This window comes from Pseudarthrobacter sp. L1SW (genome assembly GCF_020809045.1).
Taxonomy (GTDB): domain Bacteria; phylum Actinomycetota; class Actinomycetes; order Actinomycetales; family Micrococcaceae; genus Arthrobacter.
On sequence record NZ_CP078079.1, the window covers coordinates 3914308 to 3936336 of the forward strand.

Sequence of the window (22029 nt, forward strand, 5' to 3'; positions counted from 1 at the left end):
TTGAGTGGACTTATGAGCAGCTCAACAGACCCAGAGAACCTGCCCCCGAGGCGAGCCCGGGAGGACGTTGACCGGAACGGAAACCACCGCGGCGACACCGCCGGCGGCGAACCCACGCGCTCCTACCAGCAGGTGCCGGCAAGCGATGCCGCCCCCACCTCCACCTATGACCGCGTGCCAGCGGACCGCACAGAACCGTCCGGCGCCTACGCCGAGCGGGACTACGTCCCCACGTCCCCTGCCCCGGCTGTTGATCCGAACCTCACTGACCGGCAGACCGCCGTCGCCCGGGAAAAGGAACGGTTCGGCGGCATCAAGGTGGGCTCCGCGTTCTTCGGCTGGCTCACCGCCACCGGTATGGCCGTCCTGCTGACCGCCCTTGTGGCGGCGGCCGGAACCGCCGTTGGCCTTGCCACCAACACGGACGTCAACGAGGCCGTCAGCCAGGCGGCGCAGAACCAGGGCACGGTGGGGCTGGTGGGCATCATTGTCCTGCTGGTCATCCTGTTCCTCTCCTACTACTGCGGCGGCTATGTGGCAGGCCGCATGGCGCGCTTCAACGGCGCCAAGCAGGGACTTATGGTGTGGATCTGGGCGCTGATCGTGGCGGTCCTCGTCTCCATCCTCGGCCTTGTGTTCGGGCAGCAGTTCAACGTCCTGGCCAACCTCAACAGCTTTCCGCGCATCCCCGTCAATGAGGGCCAGCTGACCACCACCAGCATCATCGCCGCCGTGGTGGTCGCCCTGGTGGCGCTGGTCGGCGCAGTGCTGGGCGGCCTTGCGGGCATGCGCTTCCACCGGAAAGTGGACCGGGCCGGCTTCACGCCTGACAGCGACTACGACGACGAGTAGTCAGGCCAGGATGTTCCCGTCCAGGTAGAGCCAGCGCCGATGTTCCCGGATGAACCTGCTGTCCTCGTGGAGGATCCCGCGTTCGGGGCCGTGCCGGTAGTAGGCCTTGAACTCCACGGTCCCCTCGGTATCCAGCGGCCCGCCGCGGGAACTGGACAGGATATCCAGGCGCCGCCACTCCATCCCCGGATCCAGCTCCAGTTCCGCCGGCGCTGTCCGGGGATGCCAGGTGCGCAGGAGGTAGCCACTGTCAAGGAGCACGAACGCGCTGTACCGGGAGCGCATCAGTTGCTCTGCGGTGGCAGCCTCCGCTGCGCCCCGGTGGAACTGCCCGCAGCACTGTCCGTAAGGCTCCCCGGACAGGCACATGCAGTTTTCGTGGTCCCTAGATTCAGTCATCCACCCGATGCTGTCACATGGGTAACAGCTTTGCTACAACCGGTGAAGCACCAGCCCACCCGGCGGCACAGCCCCGCAAAAATCCGTAAGGTGGAGAAGGAGCCGGCGCCCGGGCAGGGTGGTGCCGCCCGCGGCCCCGCTGCCGGCAGAGAGGAGAGATGACGTGGAAAATCCGGATACGCTCATCCTCAACCTGACTTTCTTGGGCACCGTGGGAGTCGCATTCCTGATGTTCCTGGTCCTCTTCCTGCTGGGCGTCATCACGCTGGTCCTGGCAGGACTTGGCCGGCTCGCCGCCGTCGTGCTGTTGGCCCTGTTCGGCAGGGGCACCGGACACGAATCGCTCCCGCTGGTGCGCTTGACGGGCCCCGCCGGCAGCCGGCAGGGGCAAGGCACGGTGTCCGACGGCGGTGCTGCCGCGGTGTCCCCACCACGCCCGCCGCGCGCCGGGCTGCTGGTCCGGGCATTCCGCCACCGGCCGGGCAAGGCGCCCCGTGATTGGCGCACCGCGCTGAAGCCCGCCCACGTGAAGTCGTCGCTGCGCACCGCCGTCGAACACCACCCGGCACTGGCCGCTGCCCGCCGCGAACCGCCCGTCCTGGCTGAGGACTGGGCCGCCGCCGTTGCTGATGCGGACGCCCGCGCAAAGGCCCGGGCGCGCGCAGCAACACCGCAGATTAAGCTCTCCGTGCGTGACTTGCCTGACCCGGCAGTGCCGGCCGAAAACGTGGCGGAAGTGGCGCCGCTGGTGGAGTCCGCGCTGGATAACAGCCGTCCTTCCCGCGAACTGCCGCGGTCCTTCAAGAAGCCGCAGGTCCCCCACCCCCTGGCTCCGCTGGACACCGGCTCGCTGGCATCCCTGTCCGGTCCGGCGCACATCAGTAAGGCGGCGGAAGCGGGCAGCGGGGCTGGAACCAGCGGCCCCGCTCCAAAGGGCAAACAGCCCTTACCCTGAGCAACCATCTGGGCTAGCGTGAAACCCATGGAATTCAGATACCTCGGAAACAGCGGATTCAAAGTCTCGGAAATCACGTTCGGCAACTGGCTCACCCACGGCTCACAGGTTGAAAACGACGTCGCCTCGCAGTGCGTGCGCGCCGCCCTTGATGCCGGCATCAGCACGTTCGACACCGCCGATGTCTACGCAAATACGGCCGCGGAGACCGTCCTGGGCGAAGCCCTGAAGGGCGAGCGCCGCGAGTCCCTTGAGATCTTCACCAAGGTTTACGGCCCCACCGGCCCCAAGGGCAAGAACGATCTTGGCCTGTCCCGGAAACACATCATGGAGTCCATCAACGGCTCACTGCGGCGGCTGCAGACGGACTACGTGGACCTGTACCAGGCCCACCGCTACGACTTCGAGACGCCCCTGGAAGAAACCATGCAGGCGTTTGCGGACATCGTCCGGCAGGGCAAAGCCCTGTACATCGGCGTCAGCGAGTGGACCGCTGAGCAGCTGCGCGAGGGCCACGCCCTGTCCAAGGAACTCGGCTTCCAGCTCATCTCCAACCAGCCGCAGTACTCCATGCTGTGGCGGGTGATCGAGGCGGAGGTAGTGCCGGCATCAGAGGAGCTGGGCGTGTCCCAGATTGTCTGGTCGCCCATGGCCCAAGGCGTCCTCAGCGGCAAGTACCTGCCCGGCCAGCCCGCCCCCGAAGGCAGCCGCGCCACGGACGAGAAGGGCGGAGCCAAGATGATCGAGCGCTGGATGCGCGACGACGTCCTGGCCGGCGTGCAGGAACTCAAGCCCATCGCCGAGGAAGCCGGCCTGTCCATGCCGCAGCTGGCGGTGGCTTGGGTGCTGCAGAACCCGAACGTCGCCTCGGCCATTGTGGGCGCCTCGCGGCCCGAGCAGATCGCGGACAGTGTGGCGGCCGCTGGCGTGAAGCTGGAGCCGGAGGTCCTGAAGAAGATCGACGACGCCATCGGTTCGTTGGCCGAGCGTGATCCTGCCCAGACCAAGTCTCCTGCCAAACGGGAAGCATAGGCGCACTGTGGCTTCCGGGCTCCCGGACCTGGCCGTCACGGGCTCCACTGGCGGGCTGGGTGGAATGGTGGCGCGGCAACTTGCCGCGGCAGGCTTCGCCCAGCGCCTGCTGGTCCGCGACGCTGCCCGCGCTCCCCAACTGGACGGCGCCGCGCCGGCGGTGTGCAGCTATGAGGATTCGGCGGCCACCCGGGCGGCCCTGGACGGGGTGAAGGTCCTGTTCATGGTGTCCGCTGCGGAAGCGGAGGACCGGGTGCAGCAGCACCGCGGCTTCGTGGATGCCGCTGCCGCCGCGGGCGTGGAGCATCTGGTGTACACATCCCTCTACGGCGCGGCCCCGGACGCCACCTTCACACTGGCCCGGGACCACTACGCCACGGAGGAGCACATCAGGGCGTCCGGCCTGGAGTTCACGTTCCTGCGGGACAACTTCTACCTGGATTTCCTGCCGCTGCTGGCCGGGGAGGACGGCGTGATCCGCGGACCGGCCGGGGACGGGGTCTTCTCCGGCGTTGCCCGCGAGGACATTGCCCGCTGCGCTGTTGCCGTGCTGCGGGACCCCGCCATCCACAAGGGCGCCACCTACAACCTGACCGGGCCGGAGGAACTGACCCTGGCGCACGCCGCCGAAATCCTGACCCAGCAAACCGGGCGCACCATCACCTACCAGCCGGAGACGGTGGAGGAGGCGTACGCCTCCCGGGCCTCCTACGGCGCCCCGCCCTGGCAGGTGGACGCGTGGGTCAGCACGTATACAGCCATGGGCGCCGGTGAAATGGCAGGGATCTCCCCCGATGTCCATGGCCTTACCGGCCAGGACCCCATCAGCCTGGCCGAGTTCCTGGCCAGGCCGGTCCTCTAAACCTCCCGGGAGGGGCGTTGACGGGCGCGCGGGCCGGGCGTAAACCTGAGGCAGGGGCGTCCACCCCGCACAGCAGAACCCCCAGGCGAAAGAGTCGCAGCGCCATGAAACAGACCTACACCAACCAGCAGCCTTCCGGTCCGGCTGCGGCACCAGGGCCTCCTGCTCCGTCCGCGGCCGGGCCCACCACCGGGCCGCTCACCCGCGAGGAACTCCAGCTGGGCGCGCGTAACCACTCCATGCCGCTGGAGGCACTCCGACGGGACATCACTCCGCCGGGCCTCCACTACGTGCTGACGCATTTCGACATCCCGGACGTGGACGCCTCCTCGTGGCACCTCCGGATCGGCGGCGCGGTTGAGATGGCCCTGGAACTGAGCATGGCGGCCCTCCGCAAGGACCCTGCCATCACGGTGCCGGTCACTTTGGAGTGCGCTGGGAACGGGCGCTCCCTCTTGAGTCCGAGGCCGCTGAGCCAGCCGTGGATTATGGAGGGCGTTGGGACTGCGCACTGGACCGGGGTTCCGCTCGCCTACCTACTGGGAAAGGCGGGCGTCCTGCCGCACGCCGTGGAGGTCGTGTTCACAGGTTCGGACCAAGGTGTCCAGGGCGGCGTCCCGCAGCGTTACGCGCGGAGCCTGCCGATCCATGAAGCGATGCGTGCCGACGTCGTGCTTGCCTACAAGATGAACCGCAGCGAACTGCCGCCGCAGCACGGATATCCGCTCCGGCTGGTGGTGCCGGGCTGGTACGGCATGGCCAGCGTGAAGTGGCTGGAGTCCATTGAGGTGGTCACGGCCCCCTTCCGGGGCTACCAGCAGGAGGTTGCCTACCGCTACCAGGAGTCCGCGGACGACGCCGGCACTCCCGTTTCGCGGATCAGGGTGCGTTCGCTGATGGTTCCGCCGGGCATTCCTGACTTCTTCACCCGCCAGCGGATAGTCAAGCCCGGGCCGGTGCTGCTGCAGGGCAGGGCATGGTCCGGGGAGGGGGCGGTCACCGGCGTGGAGGTTGGCGTCGACGGCACCTGGCTGCCCGCGCAGCTGGAGAAGCCTGCGGGCGGGTACGCGTGGCGGAAGTGGACCATGCCGTGGGTGGCGGACCCGGGCGAGCACGAGCTTTCCTGCCGCGCAACGGACGAAACCGGGGCCACCCAGCCTTTAGAGCAGAACTGGAACTACCAGGGACTGGGCAACAACATGGTGCAGCGGGTCAGTGTGACTGTTGAGTAGTTGAGGCGGTGATCAGGGATGTCACCACCTAATCGACAAGACCACACAGAGCTGGCCCCAAAAGATTTGGTGTTGCCGCGTCGTGTTTGCCTGCCGCTGCGCTGACGATCTCTTCCGAGGGGTCGGAGAAGACAATCCGCCCTACATCGCGCATTATGATGCCCTCACCAGGTTCCGTCGCGAGGTAGCGGTGTCCCACCACGGTAACGGTGAATTCGTTCGTGTCCGGAACGCGTGTATACGTTTGGACGAAGTGCGCGCTTACTGTCACAGCCTTCATCGAATCAAGATTTGTCACAACATCGGCGGGCGCAGAAACCTGCATCCGCACTTTGTACACCTCTCCTTGATCATCGAGCCACTCAGTGAATGTGGTGGCTGAGGAACCACTGATACGGACGTCGAAATCGCCGCAGCCGAACTCAAACTCGTAGGACTGGGTTTCCACCGGACTATGCTCGGGGGCGGCGCTGGCGCTTGGGCAAGCAATGGACAACAGCGGTCCAAGTGCGGCTAAGGGAGCCAGAAAACGCAGATTTTTCATGACAGCTGCCTTTCGCTAAGAAGGCGGGGCAGCAGGTCGCCGTCTCGTCGTGGCTTCACAGTGCTCGCCCGAACTGCTGATGTCAATGCAATTTGGAAGCAAGCCCGCCGAATCAATTCGAAAAGCTGAACATGGCGCCGGGGCTATACTCGGTGCCAACCATGACCAGCCTTCCTTCCTCCCCCGCCAGCGTCCGCATCGATGCGTGGCTGTGGGCCGTCCGCGCATACAAGACGCGCTCAGCCGCCACCGCTGCCTGCCGCGCCGGCCATGTCCGACTGAACGGCAGCCCGGCCAAGGCGTCCGCCACGCTCATCACGGGCGACACCGTGACCGTGCGGATGTCCGGGTATGAACGCATCCTCGAAGTGCGCCGGCTGATTGCCAAACGTGTCGGTGCCGAGGCGGCCTCCCACTGTTTCACCGACCACACGCCGCCGCGCCCTGTGGCACCCGCGCTTGGCCTCCCGCAGCGCGACCGTGGTGCCGGCCGGCCCACCAAGAAGGACCGCCGCGAGATGGAACGGCTCCGCGGTCCCGCATGAGTGATCTTGTCCTGGGGAACGTGCGGATTCCGGGGGACCCCGCTCCCGTCAGCGTGCACATCAGCGCCGGCCGCGTAAGCCGGATCGGTGCTGGCGACGAGTCTCCGGACGGTGCGCGGCTAATTGATGCGGACGGCCGCTATGTGATTCCCGGGCTGTGGGACGAGCACGTCCATATGACCCAGTGGGCGCTGCACGCCAACCGAATTAACCTCTCCGGTGCGGTTACCGCCCAAGGTGCTGCCGCCGTCGTCCGTTCCCTCCTGCCCGCCGCGGACCCCGCGGACCCCGCGGTGACCACGGTCGGCGTCGGCTTCCGCGACGCGCTGTGGCCCGACGCGCCCTCCCTGGCACTGCTGGATTCCGCCACCGGCGGCCAGCCGACGGCACTGGTCAGCCACGACCTGCACAGCGTATGGCTCAACTCGGCCGCGGCCAACCGGTACGGAGTGCAGGTCGAAGCTTCCGGTTTGCTGCGCGAGGGGCCTGCCTTTGCCCTGACCCGTGAACTGGGACGCCTGCCGGACTCCGTCCTGGATGGCTGGGTGGCCGACGCCGCCCACGCAGCGGCCGCCCGCGGCGTGGTGGGAGTGATGGATTTTGAGATGACATGGAACCGGGACCCATGGCTGCGGCGCATCGCCGGCGGGTTTGACGCCTTGCGCGTGGAGGCAGGCGTCTACCCGGCGGACCTTGGACGCGCCGTCGCCGAGGGCATGCGGACGGGGCAGGAGGTCGACGGTGGCCGCCGGTTGCTGCGCGTGGGACCGCTGAAGGTGCTTATTGACGGTTCCCTTAATACCCGGACTGCCTATTGCGTGGATCCCTACCCCTTCGGCGGGCACGGACTGCTGACAGTGGATCCTGGTGAGCTGACGGCGTTGCTGGAGCGGGCGCGGGACACGGGGTTTGTTCCCGCCGTCCACGCGATTGGGGACGCTGCCAATCAGGTGGCCCTTGACGCTTTTGAGGGTGCAGGGGTTGGCGGCCGGATTGAGCACGCCCAGTTCGTCCGCAGGGAGGACTTTGCGCGCTTCGGGTCGCTGGGGGTGGCGGCGAGCGTCCAGCCTGTGCACGCGTTGGACGACCGCGACGCCGCCGAAAGCAACTGGGCGGGGCGGACGGAGCGGGCCTTTCCGCTGCGGTCGCTGCTTGATGCCGGGGCGTCGCTGCTGCTGGGCTCGGATGCACCCGTAGCGCCGCTCGAACCGTGGCTGGCAATGTCCGCCGCTGCCTTGCGGGCGCGCGGCGATGGGCGCGGGCCGTGGCATCCCCGGGAAGCGATCACGCGGGAGCAGGCCCTTACTGCCTCGGCGCGGGGCCGTTCCGGTGTTGCTGTTGGCCACGCGGCTGACCTGGTGCTCCTCGACGGGGATCCCCTGGCGGTGCCTGATGAGGTGTTCGCGGCAATGCCGGTGGCGGCAACGCTGCTTGGCGGGCGTTTTACGTACGACGGCGGATTGGCGTAGGTATGGTGCCTTCCTAGCCCTTGGCGCGGGCCCTCACCAGGTTGGCAAAGGGCAGTTGTCCGTACCCTTCGATGAAGGCTGCGTGGCAGTCCGCCTCGGCTTTGGTGAGCTGTTCCGCGGGCAGTTCCTTCCACGCGATAACCAGCTTTTCAGCGTCCGCGAGCTGCCAGATGAGCCGGCCGTCCCAGTGCCCCGGCGGCTTGCCCTGCCCGAAGTCCAGGAATTCCTGGATCTGCCGCCTCAGGCCGCGGTTGCCTTTGCTACCGGGGCCTGCTTTGCCCAGGTAAAGGACTGCTGCACTGTCCACCCATTCGGCGGCCAGGGCAGCTTCCGGGAGCGACGGGTCCTTTTTCTTGAAGACGCCGGCGGTGCTTTTCTTGAGGAAGCGGGGCCGGAACCCTTCCGGAGCCAGCACAGCGAAGAGCCCGGTTCCCTGGGGGATCCGCATGGCGTCGAGCGCGTCGATGGGCCGGAAGCCGGAGAAGCCTTCGAGCTTGAGGCCTTTTCTGTCGAACTGCATTCCTTCATTGAACAGCACGGCCTCCCGGTACCGTCCGAACAGGACGGTCCGCGGGCTGGCTTTGCCTCGCTTATCCACATAGGTTCCGGCTGGCCGGATTTTGTCAGTCCCAGCTGGAAGACTCTCTGTATGGAAGCGGTGACGACGGCGGCAGTGGGGCTGGGTGCGGGAGGCCTCCCTGGGCCTTGTGTTGCCGAAGTCCTTCGCGCCGTGGCTACCGTCCGCCCAGCCCCTGATGGTCAGGGCATGATTGACCAGATCCGAAGGCTTGAGGATCTGAAGTCGTTGATCGCCGCGAAGCAGGCACGGATCGCGGTGGCTTACGACCTCGGAGTGCGGCAGGAACAGGCCGCCGCCGGCGTCCCTGCCGCTGACCGGGGTGCGGGTGTGGGGGCCGAGATAGCGTTGGCGCGGCGGGAGTCCCCTGCCCGTGGAGGCAGGCTCCTGGGCCTTGCCAGGGCACTGGCCACCGAGATGCCGCGGACCCTGGCCGCTTTGGAGTCCGGGCAGCTGAACGAATGGCGCGCCACCCTCGTGGTGAAGGAAACCGCCTGCCTGTCCGCCGAGGACCGGTGCGCCGTGGACGAGGAACTCGCCGCTGATACCGGGTCCCTGGCCGGTGCCGGGGACCGGGCCGTGACCGCCGCCGTCCGGGCCGCGGCGTACCGGCGGGACCCGTCCTCGGTCGCGCAGCGGGCATCCCGGGCCGCCAACGAGCGGACCGTGACGCTGCGCCCGGCACCGGACACCATGACCCGCCTGACCGCCCTGCTTCCGGTCGCCCAGGGCGTTGCCGCCTACGCGGCCCTGACCCGGCACGCTGACACCGTCCGGGCCACCGGGGACGGCCGGGCCTCCGGGGACGGCCGGGGCAAGGGGGACGGCCGGGCCACCGGAGAGGGCCGGGCCACGCGGGACGGCCGGGGCAAGGGCCAGATCATGGCCGACCGCCTGGTTGAGTGCCTCACCGGGACCCCGGCCGGGATCACCGGCATCGACATCCAGCTCGTCATGACCGACCGCACCCTCCTCCAAGGCGACAGCGAACCCGCCCGCCTCACCGGCTACGGCACCGTCCCCGCCCAATGGGCCAGGAAGGCAGTACTGGGCGCAGCGGCCGGGCCGGAGTCTGCCGGCCCCGGGGCGGCTGGTCCGGCAACTGATTCCGGGTCCGCGGGCAGCGCTGAGAATACCGGGCTTCAGGTCTGGCTGCGCCGGCTCTACACAGCGCCGGCGGAGGGTGAACTGGTCGCGATGGACTCCAAGGCCCGGCTCTTCCCGCCAGGACTCCGCCGCTTCCTCCAGGTCCGGGACGATACCTGCCGCACGCCCTACTGCGACGCCCCGATCCGCCACCACGACCACATCATCCCCTGGCACACCAGCGGACCCACCACCAGCCACAACGGCCAAGGCCTCTGCGAAGCCTGCAACCACACCAAGGAAAACCCCGGCTGGACCGCCCGGCCAGATACCCGGCCGGGGCAGCGCCACTCAGTCGAACTCCGAACACCCACCGGCCACACCTACCACTCCACCGCACCACCACTGCCCGGAACCGTGCTGGCTGGCGCACCACTGGTTGGTGGAGCGCCCGTTGACCTGCCGCTGGAGGCGAGTCCACCATCCAGGCCAGCGCCTGATGTTGCCGGCGGGGCGCCGTCATGTCGTCGTCGTCAATACCGGCACCGCGTCAGGGCAATAAAGCGCGCCACCACCGGCATTCCCTGAGGCGTGGGGAGGGGGAAGACGCCCGCTAGGGGCCTCCGGAGGAGCATCGTCACGCTGTGCCTGGACAAGGGAGAGAGAACTCCGCCTGCCCACCCTTCAGCCCGGAAGCGTAGAGTGGCCTAAGACGCCTGATTCTGGACGCCTTGCTGCTGAGGGAGAAATCGTGACGATTGATTGGGACGAGAAAAAGGCCCTGCTACAGGAACCGAACATCGCGAAGGTAACCCAGCTTTGCGATGAACTGATGGAAAAGAAGCCAGGGTCTGTCGTCCCCTATATCGACCCTGTGCATGACGAGGATGAGTGCCGGATCGTCAGCCTGCAGGTCAGCCCCGGGAAAGGCACCGAGTCCGGCTTCGTCTCGCACTACAACGACGATGAGGCCGCCCGCCGGGCCACCCAGATCTACGAACTGGCGGAACTCGATCCCCGCTATGTGATGCCCTGGAACGCCTACCCCTGGGTCCGCGACCCTGACATGCCCTCGGCTCTCAATGTGCAGGAGAAGACGGACGGACTCCGCCCCTTCCGGCAGTTCCTCAAGATCAACTCCCGGGTCTCGGCAATCATCGCCCACGGCACCGATGCCTCGACCTTCCTCACCCTCTTCGAGAAGACCTACCACCAATCCCTCAGGAACAGCGGCATCAAGGTGTACAAGGCCTCCGCCCTGGGTGGGCGCGCCTTCGCTGTCTCCGAGGCCAAGCAGGAAGAACTGCTGGCCAAGAGTGTGGAGATCTACAAGGACGCCATGCAGCGGGCCGGCATCCAGCACCTTTAGGCTCTTCCCGTCGTGGACGTTAGAGCGTGGCTGCTCGATTCCGATCCCGCACTCCGCTGGCAGGTCCTCCGCGACCTCACTGACGCTTCGCCCGAGGTTTTTCTCGCCGAGCGGGAGTTGGTGGCCACCCGGGGCTGGGGTGCCCGGCTGCTCGCGCTGCAGGGGGCGGACGGGCAATGGGACGGCGGCACGTACTGGCCGGCACTCGACGACGACCCGGACGGCCAGCCCTGGACTGCAACCACCTACAGTCTGTTGCTCCTGCGCGACTTCGGCCTCAGGCCTGACAGCCGGGAAGCCTGCCGGGCGGTCACCTTGGTCCGGGAGAACAGCCGCTGGGAGGAAGGCAACCAGCCGTTTTTCGACGGCGAAGTCGAACCCTGCATCAACGGAATGGCTGTGGCGCTCGGGGCCTACTTCGGCGAAAACGTGGACCGGGTGGTGGAGCGGCTGGCCCGGGAGCAACTCGCTGACGGCGGTTGGAACTGCGAGGCCGAGCGGGGCTCGACGCGTTCCTCGTTCCACACCACCATCTGTGTCCTCGAAGGGCTCGTGGGGCATGAACGGGCAACCGGCGGCACCCCGGAATCCCGTGAGGCCCGGCGCCGGGGAGAGGAATACCTGCTGGAACGGCGGTTGCTGCGGCGGAAATCCACCGGCGCCCTGATTAGTAACGATTGGCTCCAGTTCTCCTACCCCACCCGGTGGTTCTACGACGTTCTCCGCGGGCTGGACTACTTCCGGTCCGCCGGCGGCAGACCGGACAAGCGCCTGGCGGAAGCAGTGGACGTGGTCCGCTCCAAGCAGCAGCCGAACGGCACCTGGCTCCTGGAAAACACCCACCCCGGCAAGGTCCACTTCCCGCTGGAAGCAGGCGACGGACAGCCAAGCCGCTGGAACACCCTCCGCGCACTGCGGGTCCTCAGGTGGTACGACGGCCCTTAGCGGCGCCGCTAACAGTGCGGGTCAGCCTTCCAGCAGGCGGCGCCGGTGCTTCAGCTCCTTGATCCAATCCCTGGTGACCGGGCCGGAAAACGGCGATCCGCCGTCGTCGGCATTCCTTGCCCCGCTTCCATCCAGGCCGCGGAAGGCGGTGCCCGCCTCCAGGTCCGCGATGAGAGGGGCGGCCGCCTTCAAGGCAATATCCGCTGCCTGGGCGGCGGCACGGTCGGTTAGTCCCAGCTCGGCAGCCCAACCCAGGAAATGGCGGCGGGAGATTCCGGTCCGTTTTCCGTCGAGGGTCAACGCCAGCGTTTTGTCTCCATAAACCACTGTGGAGGGAATGTCGTACATGGGAGCTATGGTCCACTCGCCGTCGGCCTGCTGGACCATGGACACGTTCTTGGCGTGCAGGTCGCCGTTGCCTGTCAGCCAGGCATAGGCGGCCTGGATGGCGAGATTCCTCAGGGCGGGAAGCGGTGCGGAGCAATGTCCTGCAAGCGCGTGGCAGACCCTGCTGTAGCCGACGTTGTACTTGTCCGCCGGGTACAGCTTCAGCACCTGGGCGCCGTCTTCTACTGCCAGCCGCCGCGCCTCGTCCGGTCCGCCGCCGGGCACCGGAATGCGGTCGAAACGCTCCACCAGCAGCCCCGGCCGGCCCGCAACATCCCGGATCAGCCGAACACGGCTCAGCGGGATCCGAAGTTTGGCCGCATAGCGGAACATCACAAACTCGTTCTCCACCACGTGCGGGAACTCTGGCGCGTTGAGCTTGAGGATGAACTGGCGTCCGGTCGCTGTTACAGGCACCGAAATCATTCCGGCGGACAGCTTGTCCTGCACGCCGGCCAAGGCCACCGGATCGATCATGTCGGGGTTCCCCAGCAGCTGGTCGAAGTCCACCGCCTGTTTCGGGTCCAGCGGCACCGCGTGGTCATCCGGGTCCAGGCGCTCCCCATGGCCCACGATCTGCACGTCTCCCACGGGATTCGCTCCGGCTGCGATGAGCAGGGAGAGGTCGTCGTCAGCGCTGGTCTTGATCGAGCGCCGCAGCGCATTAAGGCGGCGGCCCTCGGGCAAAAGGCCTGTGAAATAGGGCGGCGCCGCCCCCGCGGCAGAAAGGACCGGCTCGCTGCTGAGCGGCAAGGACGTGGCGACGGCGGCTCCCCCTGTTTTGAGGTAGGCGGGCAAGTAGCTGAACCGCGTGCCGCCGTCGTGCCTTTCGAGCCGTGCGGCCAGCACGCCCGCTTTGTAGATATCCGCGATGCGGTGCCTCACTGTTCAGCGCCGTCCCCGACTGGCGGCACGGAGAGGGCGCGGGCGGCAGGGCTTGAACGCGTTGCGACCTGCAATTCGAGGCCCAGCGTCTCAAGTACCGCCACCAGGGAGTCAAGCTGAACGCTCGGTTTCCCCTGCTCCACGAAACGCACGAAACGCTCGGAGACGCCTGCCATATCGGCGAGGTCGTGCTGTGTCAGTCGGAGGACTGCGCGGCGCGCGCGGACCTGGGCCGCGAGGCCTTCAATAAAAGTATTCGTCTCAACCTCCGTAGGAACGAACGTACCGGTTAGGGCCTCCTCTGACTATAGAAGCCCTACGCCCTCGCCGCATAGCACCCTTTCGGTACGAACGTACCTAAAGACGTCCAAGACTTGGACGGGGCTGCGACTGGGGGCTCGGTCTGTAGGTCCGGTCCTGGATGTCATGGGCCTGGGCCCAGCAGAGGAAGCGCTCAGGGAATCCGTTGCCGCAACCACGCTGACAGCGCGTGCGCATGGAATGAAGCGCAATACTGCTAGAAGAGCGGGGCCGTATTCTTCTCCACGAGGGCGGGATTGCCCACCGACTCCCGCTTCTTCTTGAGGAACCCGGCGCGCTGGTACCGCTGGGCCATGATGAACCCGGCGGGCGCGCCCTGCTCGTAGGACTCAACGAAGACGGCCTCCTGGCGCCCCTCCGACGTTGTCATGTAGCCGTCCCAGGCAAGGGCGACGCGATCTGAGAGTGGTTCCTGCATAAGCGACTGCCGGGCGGCCACAACGCCTGCCTCAAGCTGACCTTCCACGAGGTACCTCTGCAGGTTCCGCTGCCCGCCACGCTCCCGGATTACAAACGGCACCAGATCCGTTCCGGACGAGACCACTGAATCAATTGCGTGATCCAAAGCCATGAAAGCAAGATTGACGAGTTCCTCCGAGTATTCATCCATGGCAGCAGGCTACGGGGCGGAACCCTGACGCGGGAGGCTCTTGGGTAAAAATTGAGAGTCTCCCTGCGAATCCGTCACGCATTGACACCCGCTGTGACCCCTGCCATATTTAAAGCGTGAACCTGTCAGACAGCCGGACAGCAGGACAGCCTGCACCCCTCGCGCGGCTCAGCGCTGCCGAAGCGGTGTTCAACGCCATCCGGCGGGACATCGAGTCCGGACTGGTTCCCGTGGGCAGCAAGCTCAGCTCCGAGGCCACGCTTTCGCAGCAGTACGGAGTCAGCCGCTCGGTGATCCGGGAAGCCCTCCGCTCCTGCACCGCCCTGGGCCTGACTGTCACCAAAACGGGGAAGGGGACGTTCGTCGTCGCCGACAAGGTGGCGAACGACCTCACGCTGGGCCAGTACTCGGCCCGTGACCTCACAGAAGCCAGGCCGCACATCGAAATCCCCGCTGCCGGGTTGGCCGCCGAACGGCGGACCGAGGAGGAACTGGAAACCCTTCGGCACCTGGTGGCCGCAATGGCCACCGAGACTGATCCGGAATCCTGGGTCTCCCTGGACTCCAGCTTCCACGCTGCCATCGCCGGCGCCAGCGGCAACAAGGTGTTCGCCAGCGTGGTGGCGGACATCCGCGGCGCCCTGGCCCACCAGTCCGAAACCTTGAACATGGTGGCGGACAGGCAGCACGCCTCAGATGTGGAACACCAACAAATCCTCTCCGCCATCGAGGCCGGCTCCCCGGAAGCGGCGCGGAAAGCCATGGCCCACCACCTCCACGCCGTGGGCCAGGCCCTCGACTCCATCCTCAACAACTAGCCACCGCCAAGTACCCCACCCAAGGAATCCATGCCCTCCCCTGTGCTTTCTGCTGCCCACAGCGTTGCTGCGTTGCTTCCGCAGCACGCTCCCCTGGTCACCGCCACCCGCGACGGGCTGGTGGAAAGCATCCATTACGGATCGGCCATCGCCCTCGAGTCGGACGGCACCACAGCGGCGGCTGCAGGCGAACCCTTGGCGCCGTTCTACCCCCGGTCCTCCCTCAAACCGCTGCAGGCCGTAGCCATGGTCCGCGCCGGCCTGGACCTCCCGGCCGAACTCCTGGCCCTGGCCGCCGCGAGCCACTCGGGTGGCGCAAAGCACCGCCAGGGAGCCCTGCGGATCCTCGAACAGCACGGCCTCAGCGTCAGCGATTTTGCGAACAGCCGGGACCTCCCCTACGGCCCGGCGGAACGCGAGGAATGGCTCCGCAACGGGGGCCGCGCCACGCAGCTCACCCAGAACTGCTCGGGCAAGCATGCAGCCATGGCGGCAACGTGCATCATCAACGGCTGGCCGGTCAAGGGCTACCTTGACCCCTCGCACCCGCTGCAGCAACTGGTTGCCGGGACCGTCATCGAGCTGACGGGCGAGGAACCGCTCGCCCTCAGCACCGATGGTTGCGGCACGCCATTATTTGCCATGACGCTGCGCGGCATGGCCCGCGCCTTCGGCCTCATTGCCCGCGCCGCCGCGGACGACGACGGGACTGCGGCAGCCGCCGTCGGCCTCGCCATGCAGCGCCACCCGGAGATGGTGGCCGGGGAAGGCCGCGACGTCACCGAGCTGATGCGCCTGCTTCCGGGCGCGGTGGCGAAGGACGGCTTTGAAGGCGTCCAACTGGTGGGCCTGGCGGATGGCCGCTCGGTGGCCGTGAAGATTTCCGACGGCGGCGACCGCGCCCGGATGCCGGCCATCGTCAGGCTGCTTGAGGCGCTGGGCGTAGATGCTTCACCGCTCCTTCCCCTTGCCACGGCACCGGTTCTCGGTGGCGGGCACCCGGTGGGCCTGCTGCAGGCAACCGACTTCCTGAACCAACTGTCCACACCCGTCAACGAAGCCCCGTAAGGACACATGACCTCCATCGATACCACCGCCCCAGCACTGACCCGCTCCGAACACGACCTGCTCGGCGACCGCGACATACCCGCGGACGCCTACTGGGGCGTCCACACCCTCCGCGCCGTGGAGAACTTTCCCATCACGGGCCAGAAGCTGTCCTCCAACATGCACCTGGTTCGCGGCCTGGCCGCAGTCAAGCTCGCAGCCGCCCGCACGAACCGGGAACTTGGCCTGCTGGATGCAGAACGCGCCGATGCCATCGAGCTGGCCTGCCGCGACATCCTGGACGGCCGGTTTGCCGACCAGTTCGTGGTGGACGTCATCCAGGGCGGTGCCGGGACGTCGTCGAACATGAACGCCAACGAGGTGATCGCCAACCGCGCCCTCGAAATCCTCGGCCACCCCAAGGGCGACTACGCCCGCCTGCACCCCAACGACCACGTCAACCTCAGCCAGTCCACGAACGACGTGTACCCCACGGCGGTGAAGCTGGGCACCATTTTCGCGGCCCGGGAACTGCTGGCTGCCCTGGCCGAGCTGGAGGAAGCCTGCGCCGCGAAGGCCCTTGAATTCCGCACGATAGTGAAGATGGGCCGCACCCAGTTGCAGGACGCGGTTCCGATGACCCTGGGCCAGGAATTCGGCAGCTACGCCATCACCATCGGCGAGGACCGGCTGCGCCTGGCCGAGGCTGAACTGCTGATCCACGAGATCAACCTTGGGGCCACCGCCATCGGCACCGGCCTGAATGCCCCGGCAGGCTACGCGGAAGCCGCCTGCCGGCACCTCGCGGAAGTGACCGGGCTCCCCCTGGTGACGGCCCCTGACCTCATCGAAGCCACCCAGGACGTGGGCGCCTTCGTCCACCTGTCCGGTGTGCTGAAGCGCGTGGCCGTGAAACTGTCCAAGACCTGCAACGACCTCCGCCTGCTCTCCTCCGGCCCGCGCGCCGGCTTCGGCGAAATCAACCTGCCGGCCGTCCAGTCCGGCTCCTCCATCATGCCCGGCAAGATCAACCCGGTAATCCCGGAAGTGGTCAGCCAGGTGGCCTACGAAGTCATCGGCAACGACGTCACCATCACTATGGCGGCCGAAGCCGGACAGCTCCAGCTCAACGCCTTCGAGCCCATCATCGTCCACAGCCTCCACAAGAGCATCTCCCACCTGGAAGCCGCGTGCCGCACCCTTACGGCCCGCTGCATCCGGGGCATCACCGCCAACACCGAACACCTCCGCCGCACGGTGGAACAGTCCATCGGCCTGGTCACAGCCCTCAATCCCCACCTGGGCTACGCCACCGCCACCGCCATCGCCAAGGAAGCACTCGCAACCGGCAAGGGTGTGGCCGAACTGGTCCTGGAACACGGCCTTCTCACAGATGCGCAGCTCCAGGAACTCCTCAGCCCCGAACGCCTCGCCAACCTCAGCAAGTAGCCCAAAGGACAAACCCCATGACTAATGCCCCCTTACCCGACCACGTCATCGACGGCGGCCACGCGCACGCCTCCGAAACCGCCCTGCATGCCGAGGACAAGGGCTACCACAAGAACCTGAAGCCCCGGCAGATCCAGATGATCGCGATCGGCGGCGCGATCGGCACCGGGCTGTTCCTCGGCGCGGGTGGCCGGCTCAACGCGGCCGGCCCGTCCCTGGTCATCGCCTACGCAGTGTGCGGGTTCTTCGCGTTCCTGATCCTGCGTGCCCTGGGCGAACTGGTCCTCCACCGCCCCTCGTCGGGCTCGTTCGTCTCCTACGCCCGCGAATTCTTCGGTGAGAAGGCCGCGTTCGTCTCCGGCTGGTTCTACTGGATCAACTGGGCCACCACCACCATCGTGGACATCACCGCCGCCGCCCTCTACATGAACTTCTTCGGCAACTACATCCCCTGGATGGCAGCCGTCCCGCAATGGGCCTGGGCCCTGATCGCCCTGGTGGTGGTCCTGTGCCTGAACCTGGTCTCGGTCAAAGTCTTCGGCGAAATGGAATTCTGGTTCGCCCTGATCAAGGTCGCCGCCCTGGTCATCTTCCTCATCGTCGGCACCTACTTCGTCATCTTCGGCACCCCCGTGGACGGCCAGCAGGTGGGCCTGAGCCTGCTGTCCGATAACGGCGGCGTCTTCCCCAACGGCTTGCTGCCCATGATCATCCTCATGCAGGGCGTCCTCTTCGCCTACGCCTCCATCGAACTCGTCGGCACCGCAGCCGGCGAAACCGAAAACCCCGAAAAGATCATGCCCAAGGCCATCAACTCCGTGGTCTTCCGTATCGCCGTCTTCTACGTCGGCTCCGTGATCCTGCTGGCCCTGCTGCTGCCCTACACCGCCTACGAAAAAGGCGTCAGCCCCTTCGTGACCTTCTTCGGTTCCATCGGCATCCAGGGCGTGGACGTCATCATGAACCTCGTGGTCCTCACCGCCGCCCTGTCCTCCCTCAACGCCGGCCTCTACTCCACCGGCCGGATCCTGCGCTCCATGTCCGTCAACGGCTCCGCCCCCAAGTTCGCCTCCCGCATGAACAAAGCCGGCGTCCCCTACGGCGGCATCGCCATCACCGCCGCCGTCTCCCTCCTGGGCGTCCCGCTGAACTACCTCGTCCCGGCCCAGGCCTTCGAGATCGTGCTGAACGTGGCTTCCGTGGGCATCATCATGACCTGGGCAACCATCGTCCTGTGCCAGATCCAGCTCAAACGCTGGGCGGACAAGGGCTGGCTGGAACGCCCCTCCTTCCGCATGTTCGGCGCCCCCTACACCGGCTACCTCTCCCTGCTCTTCCTGGTGGGCGTGCTGGTCATGGTCTTCATCGACTCTCCGCTCACCATGCTGGTCACCGCCATCGCCTCCATCCTGATGGTGTTCGGCTGGTACGCCTGCCGCAAACGCATCCGCGACATCGCCGAAACCCGCGAAGGCTTCACCGGCATCTCCCCCGTCATCGCCAACCCGCCCGCGGCCACCTTCAAGAAGTAGCCCCGGTACTTAATGTCCGACGGCGGCACCCAGGTTCTGGAGCTACAGAACCCGGGTGCCGCCGTCGGGGTTTAACGCCCGCCGCCTCAAGCGGCAGTGGACCAACTACTTCGAGGGGTTCACCACCATGGCCGATCCGCCGCCGCGCCGTGCCGGCTCGGCCGCGGCGACAACCAGCCCGTCATCCAGGAACTCGATGGCGGTGGCGGCGCCGATTTCTGCCGCTGACGTTCCGGGGGCACCGGCCGCCACAAGCTTGTGCTTGTACGTCGAGGTCAGGGCGGAACCATACTTATCGATGAACGCCTGCTCGGCCGTAACATTCTCCGTGTTCCGCTGCGCGGCGCGGGGCGCGGCCAGGGCCTCCGAGATGCTCATCCCCAGGTCGATGCGGTTGATGAGCGTCTGCAGGACCGTGGTGATGATGGTGGAGCCGCCCGGGGAACCGAGTGCCACGAACGGTTCGCCTTCCTTGAGCACGATGGTTGGCGACATGGACGAGCGCGGCCGCTTGCCCGGCTGGATCCGGTTGGGATCCGTCTCGTTGTACACCACCGAGAAGTCCGTGAGCTCGTTGTTGAGGATGAAGCCGCGTCCCGGAACCACAATGCCGGACCCGCCGGTCTGCTCGATGGTGAGGGTGTACTCCACCACGTTGCCCCACTTGTCTGAAACGGTCAGGTTGGTGGTGGAAATGTTCTCGGTGTCGTTCTCATCGGCGAGCGCTGCCGGCTTCACCGGGCACATGCCGTCGTACGAGGTGACGTCTCCGGCAGTCTGCAAAGGCTTGGGAGCCGCCGCCTGCAGCGGATTGATCTCGCAGGCCCGTTCCTTGCCGAACACAGGGTCCAGGAGCGCCTCCGTGGGAACGTCCACAAAGGCGGGATCGCCCACGTACTTGGCGCGGTCCGCGAAGGCAAGGGCGCTGGCCTCGAGGTAGTGGTGCAGCACCTTGGGCACGTCGGTCTTCAGGGACGGAAGATCGAACACCTCCAGGATGTTCAGCGCCTCACCCACGGTGGTTCCGCCGCTGCTGGAGGGGGCCATCCCGTAGACGTCGTAGCCGCGGTAGTTCACGTGGGTGGGATCCTGGTCCAGCGCCTCGTAATCCTTGAGGTCCTTGGTGGTCATCACGCCGGCGGGACCCGGCAGGGTGGAGCCCGGAACCATCGGCGGGTTCTGGACGGTGTCCGCGATTTCTTTTGCAAGGGGACCTTTATAGAAGGCCTTCATTCCCTTCTTGGCCAGCAGCTTGTACGTTTCCGCGAGGGCGGGGTTCTTGAAGATTGTCCCCACGGCCGGCGCCTCACCGCCCGGCAGGAAGAGCTCACTGGTGGACGTAAAGGGCTGGAAGCGGTCCTTGTTGTCCTGCGTCTGCAGCTGGAACGTGGCGTCCACAACAAAGCCCCTGCTGGCAACGTCGATTGCCGGTTCAAGCGCGTCCTCGAGGCTGACGCTCCCCCAGCGCTCCAGTGCGCGCTCCCAGGTGGCGGGCGTGCCCGGCACACCCACTGACATGCCGCTCGTTGCCTGCTTGCGGAACGGATACGCCGCCCCTGTGGCCGGGTCTATGAAACCGTCCCGGGGCATGGCCGCCGGGGCCGTCTCGCGGCCGTCGATGGTACTGACTTTGCCGCTGGCGGCGTCGTAGTACACGAAGTACCCGCCCCCGCCGATGCCGGCGCTGTAAGGCTCGGTGACGCCCAGGGTGGCTGCCGCCGCGACGGCGGCGTCCACGGCGTTGCCGCCCTCGCGGAGGACTTCGATGGCCGCCGCCGAGGCTTCGGGGTCCACGGTGCTGACAGCCCCGCCGTACCCGGTGGCTTTGGGTGCTTTTTGGGTTTGCCGCTCGTCGGCGGAAGCGGCAGGACTCACGATGGCACTGGTGGTCACGCTCATCGCCAGTGCTGCAGTCACGGCAGCGAGCCGGCGTCCCAGATTTGGCATGGTTGCTCCTGAACGGGTGTGGGTGAAGTGGCTCACACGCTACTCCTCGGGCCAGACACTCTCAACGGTGCCGCCTACGCTCTTGCCCCGCAGGCTCCCGCGCTCGGTAGCATAAAAGCGATTGCCGGCAGCAGCACCATCAGCGCGGGCCCAGCTCCGGGCCGGGGAAGACGAGGTACTTCATGTCAGGATCTAAACTCGCCATTGTCGGGGCCGGGAGCGTGGGGACCTCCCTGGCGTACGCCGCCCTCATCCGTGGTTCGGCCAGCAACATCGCCTTGTTCGACGTCAATGCCGCCAAGGCCGAGGCCGAAGTCCTGGACCTGGCGCACGGCACCCAGTTCGCTGCAGCCGCTGCCTCAATGACCGGCGGCGGTGACATCGCGGTGACGGAGGGTGCGGACGTCGTCGTGATTACCGCCGGGGCCAAGCAGGCGCCGGGCCAGACGCGCCTGGACCTGGCCGGAACCAACGTCCGGATCCTGGAAGACCTCATGCCGCGGCTGCTCGAGCGCTCCCCGAACGCGGTCTACGTCCTGGTCACCAACCCCTGCGACGTGCTCACCGTGGCGGCGCAGAAAATCTCCGGCCTTCCAACGGGACGCATCTTTTCCTCCGGCACTGTCCTGGATACCTCGCGGCTGCGCTGGCTGCTGGCACGGCGTGCCGGGGTGGCCGTGGCCAGCGTCCACGCCAGCATCGTGGGCGAGCATGGTGATACGGAGTTCCCGGCCTGGTCCACCGCCACCATCGGCCCCATCCCCGTCCGTGACTGGAAGGTGGACGGCGAGCGCGTCTTCACCCCCGGGTACCTTGCCGAGACTGCACGCGAAGTGACCCAGGCGGCCTACAAGGTCATCGCCGGAAAGGGCGCAACCAACTACGCCATAGGACTCTCCGGCGCACGCATCGTGGAAGCACTCCTTCGGGATGAGAACGCGGTGCTGCCGGTGTCAACGGTCCTGGACGGGCAGCACGGGATTTCGGGGGTGGCGCTCTCGCTGCCGAGCGTTGTGGGACGTGGCGGCGTCCACACCGTCCTTGAGATGCCCATGGACGACGGCGAAGTGGTGGCCCTGCAGCATTCCGCGGACACCCTCCGGAACTCGCTGGCCACGCTGGGAGTCTGACGGGGCTGCGCCCTCCCTGTTGACGGCCCACGGGCT

General features: G+C 66.9%; 22 protein-coding genes. 15 read left to right on the forward strand and 7 right to left on the reverse strand.

Translation table 11 applies throughout. From position 1 onward, the window contains the following. Window positions 1-12: 12 nt before the first annotated feature. A complete protein-coding gene (locus KTR40_RS18105) occupies window positions 13-852 on the forward strand; it encodes a TIGR04086 family membrane protein (protein WP_228404619.1) in 840 nt (279 codons plus the stop codon). Here the strand turns inward: KTR40_RS18105 and KTR40_RS18110 are convergent, their stop codons facing one another. Next, window positions 853-1251, reverse strand: a complete 399-nt coding sequence (locus tag KTR40_RS18110) for a YchJ family protein (protein WP_228404621.1) — start codon at window positions 1249-1251, stop codon at window positions 853-855. A gap of 163 nt (window positions 1252-1414) precedes the next feature. Here KTR40_RS18110 and KTR40_RS18115 point away from each other — a divergent pair, with 163 nt between their 5' ends. The 4 genes from KTR40_RS18115 (at window position 1415) to KTR40_RS18130 (ending at window position 5332) form a co-directional block, all read left to right on the forward strand. After that, the gene (locus KTR40_RS18115) at window positions 1415-2206 is read left to right on the forward strand and encodes a hypothetical protein (protein WP_228404623.1); all 792 of its coding nucleotides are present in this window, start codon (window positions 1415-1417) and stop codon (window positions 2204-2206) included. 27 nt (window positions 2207-2233) lie between these two features. Further along, window positions 2234-3238 carry an aldo/keto reductase family protein gene (locus KTR40_RS18120; RefSeq protein WP_139030888.1) on the forward strand — a complete coding sequence of 335 codons (1005 nt, stop codon included), beginning with the start codon at window positions 2234-2236 and terminating at the stop codon, window positions 3236-3238. A 64-nt stretch (window positions 3239-3302) separates the two neighbouring features. Then, on the forward strand, window positions 3303-4100 hold the full coding sequence (locus tag KTR40_RS18125) for an SDR family oxidoreductase (RefSeq protein ID WP_255708938.1): 798 nt from the start codon (window positions 3303-3305) through the stop codon (window positions 4098-4100). 104 nt (window positions 4101-4204) lie between these two features. Beyond that, window positions 4205-5332, forward strand: coding sequence for a sulfite oxidase (locus KTR40_RS18130; protein ID WP_228404627.1), 1128 nt, complete (start codon window positions 4205-4207; stop codon window positions 5330-5332). 28 nt (window positions 5333-5360) lie between these two features. Here KTR40_RS18130 and KTR40_RS18135 read toward each other — a convergent pair whose 3' ends face one another. Then, complete coding sequence (locus tag KTR40_RS18135; protein ID WP_228404628.1) at window positions 5361-5876, reverse strand: hypothetical protein; 516 nt, start codon at window positions 5874-5876, stop codon at window positions 5361-5363. A gap of 161 nt (window positions 5877-6037) precedes the next feature. Between KTR40_RS18135 and KTR40_RS18140 the strand changes: the two genes are divergently transcribed. Together KTR40_RS18140 and KTR40_RS18145 are read left to right on the forward strand one after the other, a co-directional pair. Then, the gene (locus tag KTR40_RS18140) at window positions 6038-6421 is read left to right on the forward strand and encodes an RNA-binding S4 domain-containing protein (protein ID WP_139030891.1); all 384 of its coding nucleotides are present in this window, start codon (window positions 6038-6040) and stop codon (window positions 6419-6421) included. After that, on the forward strand, window positions 6418-7890 hold the full coding sequence (locus KTR40_RS18145; RefSeq protein WP_228404630.1) for an amidohydrolase: 1473 nt from the start codon (window positions 6418-6420) through the stop codon (window positions 7888-7890). The genes KTR40_RS18140 and KTR40_RS18145 overlap by 4 nt, the downstream gene beginning before the upstream one ends. Before the next feature lie 13 nt (window positions 7891-7903). Here the strand turns inward: KTR40_RS18145 and KTR40_RS18150 are convergent, their stop codons facing one another. Next, window positions 7904-8410 (reverse strand): hypothetical protein, encoded by a 507-nt coding sequence (locus KTR40_RS18150; RefSeq protein ID WP_228404632.1) that lies wholly within the window; start codon window positions 8408-8410, stop codon window positions 7904-7906. 246 nt (window positions 8411-8656) lie between these two features. On the opposite strand from KTR40_RS18150, the gene KTR40_RS18155 reads away from it, so the two are divergent. The 3 genes from KTR40_RS18155 (at window position 8657) to KTR40_RS18165 (ending at window position 11867) form a co-directional block, all read left to right on the forward strand. Continuing rightward, window positions 8657-10141 carry an HNH endonuclease signature motif containing protein gene (locus KTR40_RS18155; protein ID WP_228404634.1) on the forward strand — a complete coding sequence of 495 codons (1485 nt, stop codon included), beginning with the start codon at window positions 8657-8659 and terminating at the stop codon, window positions 10139-10141. Window positions 10142-10304: 163 nt separating this feature from the next. Then, complete coding sequence (locus KTR40_RS18160) at window positions 10305-10922, forward strand: uracil-DNA glycosylase (protein ID WP_139030895.1); 618 nt, start codon at window positions 10305-10307, stop codon at window positions 10920-10922. A 12-nt stretch (window positions 10923-10934) separates the two neighbouring features. Continuing rightward, window positions 10935-11867 (forward strand): hypothetical protein, encoded by a 933-nt coding sequence (locus KTR40_RS18165; RefSeq protein WP_228404636.1) that lies wholly within the window; start codon window positions 10935-10937, stop codon window positions 11865-11867. Between the two features lie 21 nt (window positions 11868-11888). Here KTR40_RS18165 and KTR40_RS18170 read toward each other — a convergent pair whose 3' ends face one another. From KTR40_RS18170 to KTR40_RS18180, 3 genes are all read right to left on the reverse strand, one after another. Next, the gene (locus KTR40_RS18170) at window positions 11889-13139 is read right to left on the reverse strand and encodes a type II toxin-antitoxin system HipA family toxin (RefSeq protein WP_228404638.1); all 1251 of its coding nucleotides are present in this window, start codon (window positions 13137-13139) and stop codon (window positions 11889-11891) included. Continuing rightward, complete coding sequence (locus tag KTR40_RS18175; RefSeq protein WP_228406198.1) at window positions 13136-13387, reverse strand: helix-turn-helix transcriptional regulator; 252 nt, start codon at window positions 13385-13387, stop codon at window positions 13136-13138. The genes KTR40_RS18170 and KTR40_RS18175 overlap by 4 nt, the downstream gene beginning before the upstream one ends. Window positions 13388-13656: 269 nt before the next feature. Continuing rightward, on the reverse strand, window positions 13657-14070 hold the full coding sequence (locus KTR40_RS18180; protein ID WP_228404639.1) for a hypothetical protein: 414 nt from the start codon (window positions 14068-14070) through the stop codon (window positions 13657-13659). A 116-nt stretch (window positions 14071-14186) separates the two neighbouring features. Between KTR40_RS18180 and KTR40_RS18185 the strand changes: the two genes are divergently transcribed. From KTR40_RS18185 to KTR40_RS18200, 4 genes are read left to right on the forward strand one after another with little or no spacing between them, the layout of a single operon-like run. Further along, window positions 14187-14888 (forward strand): FadR/GntR family transcriptional regulator, encoded by a 702-nt coding sequence (locus KTR40_RS18185; RefSeq protein ID WP_139030898.1) that lies wholly within the window; start codon window positions 14187-14189, stop codon window positions 14886-14888. A 30-nt stretch (window positions 14889-14918) separates the two neighbouring features. Continuing rightward, window positions 14919-15956 carry an asparaginase gene (locus KTR40_RS18190; RefSeq protein ID WP_228404641.1) on the forward strand — a complete coding sequence of 346 codons (1038 nt, stop codon included), beginning with the start codon at window positions 14919-14921 and terminating at the stop codon, window positions 15954-15956. A gap of 6 nt (window positions 15957-15962) precedes the next feature. Beyond that, on the forward strand, window positions 15963-17384 hold the full coding sequence (locus KTR40_RS18195) for an aspartate ammonia-lyase (protein WP_228404643.1): 1422 nt from the start codon (window positions 15963-15965) through the stop codon (window positions 17382-17384). A gap of 17 nt (window positions 17385-17401) precedes the next feature. After that, window positions 17402-18916 carry an amino acid permease gene (locus KTR40_RS18200; RefSeq protein ID WP_228404645.1) on the forward strand — a complete coding sequence of 505 codons (1515 nt, stop codon included), beginning with the start codon at window positions 17402-17404 and terminating at the stop codon, window positions 18914-18916. A gap of 105 nt (window positions 18917-19021) precedes the next feature. Here KTR40_RS18200 and ggt read toward each other — a convergent pair whose 3' ends face one another. Beyond that, on the reverse strand, window positions 19022-20863 hold the full coding sequence (gene ggt / locus KTR40_RS18205; RefSeq protein WP_228404647.1) for a gamma-glutamyltransferase: 1842 nt from the start codon (window positions 20861-20863) through the stop codon (window positions 19022-19024). A gap of 182 nt (window positions 20864-21045) precedes the next feature. On the opposite strand from ggt, the gene KTR40_RS18210 reads away from it, so the two are divergent. Then, the gene (locus tag KTR40_RS18210) at window positions 21046-21993 is read left to right on the forward strand and encodes an L-lactate dehydrogenase (RefSeq protein ID WP_228404649.1); all 948 of its coding nucleotides are present in this window, start codon (window positions 21046-21048) and stop codon (window positions 21991-21993) included. Window positions 21994-22029: the final 36 nt, after the last annotated feature.

What these genes read in the sequence shown, in the direction of transcription:
- KTR40_RS18105 (WP_228404619.1), top strand. Translation starts at nt 13, where the DNA reads ATGAGCAGCTCAACAGACCCAGAGAACCTGCCCCCGAGGCGAGCCCGG.
- KTR40_RS18110 (WP_228404621.1), bottom strand. Translation starts at nt 1,251, where the DNA reads ATGACTGAATCTAGGGACCACGAAAACTGCATGTGCCTGTCCGGGGAG.
- KTR40_RS18120 (WP_139030888.1), top strand. Translation starts at nt 2,234, where the DNA reads ATGGAATTCAGATACCTCGGAAACAGCGGATTCAAAGTCTCGGAAATC.
- KTR40_RS18125 (WP_255708938.1), top strand. Translation starts at nt 3,303, where the DNA reads ATGGTGGCGCGGCAACTTGCCGCGGCAGGCTTCGCCCAGCGCCTGCTG.
- KTR40_RS18130 (WP_228404627.1), top strand. Translation starts at nt 4,205, where the DNA reads ATGAAACAGACCTACACCAACCAGCAGCCTTCCGGTCCGGCTGCGGCA.
- KTR40_RS18135 (WP_228404628.1), bottom strand. Translation starts at nt 5,876, where the DNA reads ATGAAAAATCTGCGTTTTCTGGCTCCCTTAGCCGCACTTGGACCGCTG.
- KTR40_RS18140 (WP_139030891.1), top strand. Translation starts at nt 6,038, where the DNA reads ATGACCAGCCTTCCTTCCTCCCCCGCCAGCGTCCGCATCGATGCGTGG.
- KTR40_RS18145 (WP_228404630.1), top strand. Translation starts at nt 6,418, where the DNA reads ATGAGTGATCTTGTCCTGGGGAACGTGCGGATTCCGGGGGACCCCGCT.
- KTR40_RS18150 (WP_228404632.1), bottom strand. Translation starts at nt 8,410, where the DNA reads ATGCAGTTCGACAGAAAAGGCCTCAAGCTCGAAGGCTTCTCCGGCTTC.
- KTR40_RS18155 (WP_228404634.1), top strand. Translation starts at nt 8,657, where the DNA reads ATGATTGACCAGATCCGAAGGCTTGAGGATCTGAAGTCGTTGATCGCC.
- KTR40_RS18180 (WP_228404639.1), bottom strand. Translation starts at nt 14,070, where the DNA reads ATGGATGAATACTCGGAGGAACTCGTCAATCTTGCTTTCATGGCTTTG.
- KTR40_RS18190 (WP_228404641.1), top strand. Translation starts at nt 14,919, where the DNA reads ATGCCCTCCCCTGTGCTTTCTGCTGCCCACAGCGTTGCTGCGTTGCTT.
- KTR40_RS18195 (WP_228404643.1), top strand. Translation starts at nt 15,963, where the DNA reads ATGACCTCCATCGATACCACCGCCCCAGCACTGACCCGCTCCGAACAC.
- KTR40_RS18200 (WP_228404645.1), top strand. Translation starts at nt 17,402, where the DNA reads ATGACTAATGCCCCCTTACCCGACCACGTCATCGACGGCGGCCACGCG.
- ggt (WP_228404647.1), bottom strand. Translation starts at nt 20,863, where the DNA reads ATGCCAAATCTGGGACGCCGGCTCGCTGCCGTGACTGCAGCACTGGCG.
- KTR40_RS18210 (WP_228404649.1), top strand. Translation starts at nt 21,046, where the DNA reads ATGTCAGGATCTAAACTCGCCATTGTCGGGGCCGGGAGCGTGGGGACC.